This window comes from Pseudomonas fuscovaginae SE-1, assembly GCF_000364705.1.
GTDB classification, from domain to species: Bacteria; Pseudomonadota; Gammaproteobacteria; order Pseudomonadales; family Pseudomonadaceae; genus Aquipseudomonas; species Aquipseudomonas fuscovaginae_A.
In genome coordinates, this window is the sequence record NZ_AQOH01000267.1 from 1 (window position 1) to 5,647 (window position 5,647).

Annotated in this window: 1 protein-coding gene; it reads left to right on the forward strand. The window is 68.3% G+C overall.

Annotated features, from left to right (window positions below; all coding sequences use genetic code 11):
• On the forward strand, positions 1 to 5,647 hold a 5,647-nt coding region (locus K675_RS31220; protein ID WP_017905579.1), incomplete at both ends, for a non-ribosomal peptide synthetase.

Here is a 5,647-nt window from a genome sequence, read left to right on the forward strand (position 1 = left end):
GGCGAGATCCAGGCGCGGCTGACCGCCTTCCCGGCGGTGCAGGAGGCGGTGGTGGTGGCCCGCGAGGACGTGCCGGGCGACAAGCGCCTGGTGGCCTACTACACGGCGGCCGAAGTCCAGGAGATCGATGCGCTGCGCGCGCACCTGCTGGAGCAGTTGCCGGACTACATGGTGCCGACGTTGTTCGTGCACCTGGATGTCCTGCCGCTGAGCCCCAACGGCAAGCTCGACCGCAAGGCCCTGCCGGCACCGGACCCGGCGGCCTTGCCCAGTCGCGAGTATCAGGCGCCGCAAGGCGAGGTGGAGGTCGCCCTGGCGCGAATCTGGGCCGAAGTGCTCAGGGTCGATCAGGTCGGGCGCCATGACAACTTCTTCGAGTTGGGCGGCCACTCGCTGCTGGCGGTCAAGTTGATCGAACGCATGCGCCAGCAGGGCCTGGCGGCGGATGTGCGGGTGCTGTTCGGCCAGCCGACCCTGGCGGCCCTGGCTGCCGCCGTGGGTGGACAGGTCGAGGTGCAGGTGCCGGCCAACCGCATCAGCGCCGATTGCCGGCGCATCACCCCGGACCTGCTGCCCCTGGCCGATCTCGACCAGGCAGCCCTCGACCGGCTGGTGGAAAGCATCCCCGGTGGCGTGGCCAACGTGCAGGATATCTACGGCCTGGCACCGCTGCAGGCGGGTATCCTCTATCACCACCTGGCGACGGAAGAGGGGGACCCCTACGTCATGCAGGCGCAGTTCGAGTTCGCCGGTCTGGAGCAGGTGAAGGCCTTTGTCCGGGCACTCAATGCGGTGATCGAGCGTAACGACATCCTGCGTACCAGCGTGCACTGGGAAGGCCTCGGCGAGCCGGTGCAGGTGGTCTGGCGCCAGGCACCATTGGCGCTCGAACGGCTCGACTGCGATCCGCAGGGTGGCGACGCCCTGCGGCAATTGCAGCAGCGTTTCGATCCGCGTCACTACCGGCTCGATCTGAACCGCGCACCGTTGCTGCGTCTGGCCTACACCCGTGACGAGCGGAACGATCGCTGGTTCGGCATCCTGCTGTTCCACCATATCCTGCTCGATCACACCGCACTCGACGTGCTGGTGCATGAAATGAGCGCCAGTCTGCAGGGGAGGATGGAGCAGTTGGGGGCCCCGGTGCCTTACCGCAACCATGTGGCGCAGATCCGCCTGGGCACCGGTGAAGCGGAGCATGAGGCGTTTTTCCGCGAGATGCTCGGCGATATCGACGAGCCGACCCTGGCCTTCGGCCTGCAGGAAGTGGCGGGAGATGGTCGCGGTATCGAGGAATGGCCGGTGGCGCTGGACGCGGTCCTGAGCCGGCGTCTGCGCGAGCAGGCCCGCCAGCTTGGCGTGAGTGCCGCCAGCCTGCTGCACCTGGCCTGGGCCCAGGTGCTCGGGCGGGTTTCGGGCCGCGAGGAGGTGGTGTTCGGCACCGTCCTGCTGGGCCGCATGCACGGCGGCGAGGGCGCCGATCGCGCCCTGGGCATGTTCATCAACACCCTGCCCCTGCGGGTCGACCTCGGTGCGCTCGGGGTCCGCGAGGCCCTGCGCGCGACCCATGCCCGGCTGTCGCAACTGCTCGGCCACGAGCACGCCTCGCTGGCCCTGGCCCAGCGTTGCAGCGGCGTACCGGCTTCGCTGCCACTGTTCAGCAGCCTCTTCAACTACCGGCACAGTGCTGCCGGCGAAACCTCGGCGGAGCAGGCGGCGACCTGGGAGGGGATCCACCTGCTGCAGGCGCGCGAGCGCAGCAACTACCCGCTGGTGCTGAACGTCGACGACCTGGGCGAGGACTTCTCGTTCACGGTACAGGCACCGGCCGAGCTGGGCCTGGAGCGGATCGGCGGCTACCTGGGCACGACCCTGCTGCACCTGGTCGACGCCTTGGAGCAGGCTCCGACGACGCCACTGCATGCACTGGCGATGCTGCCGCCGCAGGAGCGTGAGCACCTGCTGCATGGTCTCAATGCCACCGCGCGCAACTACCCCGTCGAACAGACCCTGCACGGCCTGTTCGAGGCGCGGGCCGAAGTCCATCCGGACGCTACGGCGGTTATCCATGGCGAGCAGGTGCTCACCTACGGCGAACTCAATCGTGCCGCCAACCGCCTGGCCCATCACCTGATCGGCCTGGGCGTGATGCCGGGCCATCATGTGGCGATCCTGCTGGAGCGCTCGGTGGACCTGCTGGTCAGCCAGCTGGCGATCAGCAAGTGCGCGGCGGTCTATGTGCCGCTGGACGTCAATGCACCGGCCGAGCGCCAGGCCTTCATGGTCCAGGACAGCCGTGCGGTGCTGCTGCTGACCCGCAGCAGCGAAGCGGTCGACTATGAAGCCCGGCGGGTCGACCTCGATCACCTGGCTCTCGTCGGGCAGGCGGACCATGACCCGCAACTGCGGCAGTCGAGCGAGTCGGCGGTGTACATCATGTACACCTCCGGCTCCACCGGCACGCCCAAGGGCGTACGGGTACCGCACCGGGCGGTCAGCCGGCTGGTGCTCAACAACGGCTATGCCGAGTTCAACGGGTACGATCGGGTGGCGCTTGCCTCCAACCCGGCCTTCGACGCCAGTACCCTGGAAGTCTGGGCGCCGTTGCTCAACGGTGGGTGTGCGGTGGTGGTCGAGCAGGACGTGCTGCTGTCCCGCGAGGCCCTGGCGAGCCTGCTGCGCGAGCAGCGGGTCAGCGTGCTGTGGATGACCGCCGGGCTGTTCCACCAGCATGCCGATGGCCTGCTGTCGGCTTTGCGCGACCTGCGCTACCTGATCGTCGGCGGTGATGTGCTCGATCCGGCGGTGGTCGAACGGGTGCTGCGTGACGGCGCGCCACGCCACCTGCTCAACGGCTATGGCCCGACCGAGGCCACCACCTTCTCGACCACTTTCGAAATCACCGCGGTCGAGGGTGGCAGCATCCCGATCGGCCGGCCGATCGGCAACACTCGCGCCTATGTGCTCGATGCCCGCCGGCAGCCGGTACCGGTCGGCGTGGTGGGCGAGCTGTATATCGGTGGCCTGGGGGTTGCCCTGGGCTACCTGAACCAGCCCGAACTGAGCGCCGAGAAGTTCATCGCCGACCCGTTCCATCCCGGATCGCAGGGCCTGATGTACCGCAGCGGCGATCTGGTGCGCTGGCGCGCCGACGGTAACCTGGAGTACCTGGGCCGTAACGACAATCAGGTGAAGATTCGCGGCTTCCGCATCGAGCTGGGCGAGATCGAGACCCGTCTGGGGCGCCACCCGCAGGTTCGCGACGTGGCCGTGCTGGTGCGTGAGGTGGCCCCCGGGGACAAGCGCCTGGTGGCCTGGTTCAGCGCCGAGGCGGCTGAAACACCTGCTGCCGAAGCGCTGCGCGATTACCTGCAGGGGCAGTTGCCGGACTACATGGTGCCCTCGGCCTATGTGCAACTCGAGGCGCTGCCGCTGACCGCCAATGGCAAGCTCGACCGCAAGGCGCTGCCGGCGCCGGACCAGGCGGCCCTGCTCAGCCGCGACTTCGAGGCGCCACAGGGCGCGGTCGAGATCGCCCTGGCACGGATCTGGGCCGAGGTGCTCAAGGTCGAGCGGATTGGTCGCCATGATCACTTCTTCGAACTGGGCGGCCATTCGCTGCTGGCGGTGACACTGATCGAGCGCATGCGCCAGGCCGGTCTCAATGCCGACGTGCGGGTGCTGTTCAGCCAGCCGACCCTGGCGGCGCTGGCGGCGGCCATCGGCAGCGGTCGCGAGATCGAGGTGCCGCGCAACCTGATCGAGATCGGCTGCCAGCACATCACCCCGCAACTGTTGCCATTGGTGGAGCTGGACCAGGCGAGTATCGACCGCCTTGTCGCCGCCATTCCCGGTGGCGCGGCCAATGTGCAGGATATCTACCCGCTGGCACCGCTGCAGGAAGGTATTCTCTATCACCACATGAGCGCCGGGCAGGGCGATCCGTACCTGCTGCAATCGCAGATGGCCTTTGACAGCCTGGCGCATCTGCAGGCCTTTGCCGGTGCCCTGCAGCAGGTGGTCGGGCGTCACGACATTCTGCGCACCAGCGTGCACTGGGACGCACTGGAGCGGCCGCTGCAGGTGGTCCGCCGGCAGGCCGAACTGCCGGTGCGGGAGGTGCCGACCGATCCGGCGGCCGGGGATGTGCTCGAGCAATTGCAGGAGCGCTTCGAAACCCGTCGCTACCGCCTGGATATCCGTCAGGCACCGTTGCTGCAACTGGTGTACGCCAACGATCCGCTGAACCGGCGCATCGTCGCGATCCTGATGTTTCATCACCTGGCCCTGGATCATACCGCCATGGCGGTGGTGGTCGAGGAGATGCATGCGCTGTTGCAGCGCGACGGCGAGGGCCTGGTCGCGCCGGTGCCGTACCGCAACTATGTGGCCCAGGCGCGCCTGGGCGTCGGCGAGCAGGAGCACGAGGCGTTCTTCCGCGAAATGCTCGGTGATATCGACGAGCCGACCCTGCCGTTCGGTCTGCAGGACGTGCAGGGCGATGGCCGGGACATCGAGGAAGCGCCGCTGATGCTGGCGGCGGGGCTGAGCCGCCGTCTGCGTGAACAGGCGCGGCGGCTGGGCGTCAGTGCGGCGAGCCTGATGCATCTGGCCTGGGCCCGGGTGCTGGGGGCCACTTCCGGCAGGGACCAGGTGGTGTTCGGCACGGTGCTGATGGGTCGCATGCAGGGGGGCGAGGGCGCCGACCGGGCCCTGGGAATGTTCATCAATACCCTCCCACTGCGGGTCGAGGTGGACGCCACTGCGGTCCGTGAGGGGGTCAGGGCCACCCACGAGCGGCTGACCGCACTGCTGGGGCATGAACATGCCTCGCTGGCCCTGGCGCAGCGCTGCAGCGCGGTCGATGCCGCGACACCGCTGTTCAGCGCCTTGCTCAACTATCGCCACAGTGCCCACGAGGCGTTACCGGCACAGGCCGGAGGTGTCTGGCAGGGCATCCATCTGCTGGGGGGCGAGGAGCGCACCAACTATCCGCTGACCCTGAGCGTCGACGACCTGGGCAGCGACTTCCGCCTGCGGGTGCTGGCCTCGGCCAGCCTTGGGCCACAACGTGTCGCCGAGTACATGCAGACGGCCCTGGAACAACTGGCCGAGGCGCTGGAGCAGGAGGGTTCGGTGGCCCTGAACCGCCTGGAGATCCTCCCGGCGGCGCAACGCCAGCAACTGCTGGAGGGTTTCAATGCCAGTGCGGTCGATTTCCCTCGCGGGCAGACCGTCCATGGCCTGTTCGAGGCCGAGGCCGAGCGTCGGCCAGAGGCGTTGGCAGTGGTGCAGGGCGACATGAGTCTCAGCTACGGCGAGCTCAATCGCCAGGCCAACCAGTTGGCCCACCATCTGCGTACGCTGGGCGTGCAACCGGATGATCGCATTGCCATCCGCCTGCACCGTGGCCCGCGGATGCTGGTCGGGCTGCTGGCGATCCTCAAGGCCGGCGCCGCCTACGTGCCGGTCGATCCGGCCCTGCCGGGCGAGCGCCAGCGCTACCTGCTCGAAGACAGCGCGCCGCTGGCACTGCTGACGCAGAGCGAGTGGCGTGCCCAGTTGCCGGGCCTGCAGGTGCCGGTACTGGAACTGGATCGGGTCACCTGGCAGGACCAGCCCGTTGACAATCCGGCACCGGGCGCGC